Origin of the sequence: Achromobacter sp. SIMBA_011 (assembly GCF_046535435.1) — a bacterium.
In the GTDB taxonomy this organism is placed as follows: Bacteria; Pseudomonadota; Gammaproteobacteria; order Burkholderiales; family Burkholderiaceae_B; genus Achromobacter; species Achromobacter dolens.
On the sequence record NZ_JAWRWN010000710.1, the window covers coordinates 1 to 260 of the forward strand.

A 260-nucleotide genomic window follows, 5' to 3' on the forward strand; every position below is an offset into this window, starting at 1 on the left:
GGCGATTACGGTGATTTCCTGCTTGGCCATAAACGCGCGCTGATCAGGCATCGTTATTTCACAAAGGAGTGGCCAGCCGGGATCGTGGCGGCGATTGCGGATAAAACCGTATCGGAGGTTATCGGCCTGCTGGGAGAGCAGAATATTGCCCCGCATGATGCCGTCCTGTCCTCCGTGCTGCCGATGTTCGAGCTGATTGCCGACTGGTATTGTCTGCGTCAGGGCGCGGGCCTGGCGCTTGCGCATATCGAGCCTCAACG

General features: G+C 58.8%; 1 protein-coding gene. It reads left to right on the forward strand.

Translation table 11 applies throughout. The features are described from left to right. A partial coding sequence (locus SB816_RS32805) for a hypothetical protein (RefSeq protein WP_410548354.1) occupies positions 1–260 on the forward strand: 260 nt, incomplete at both ends.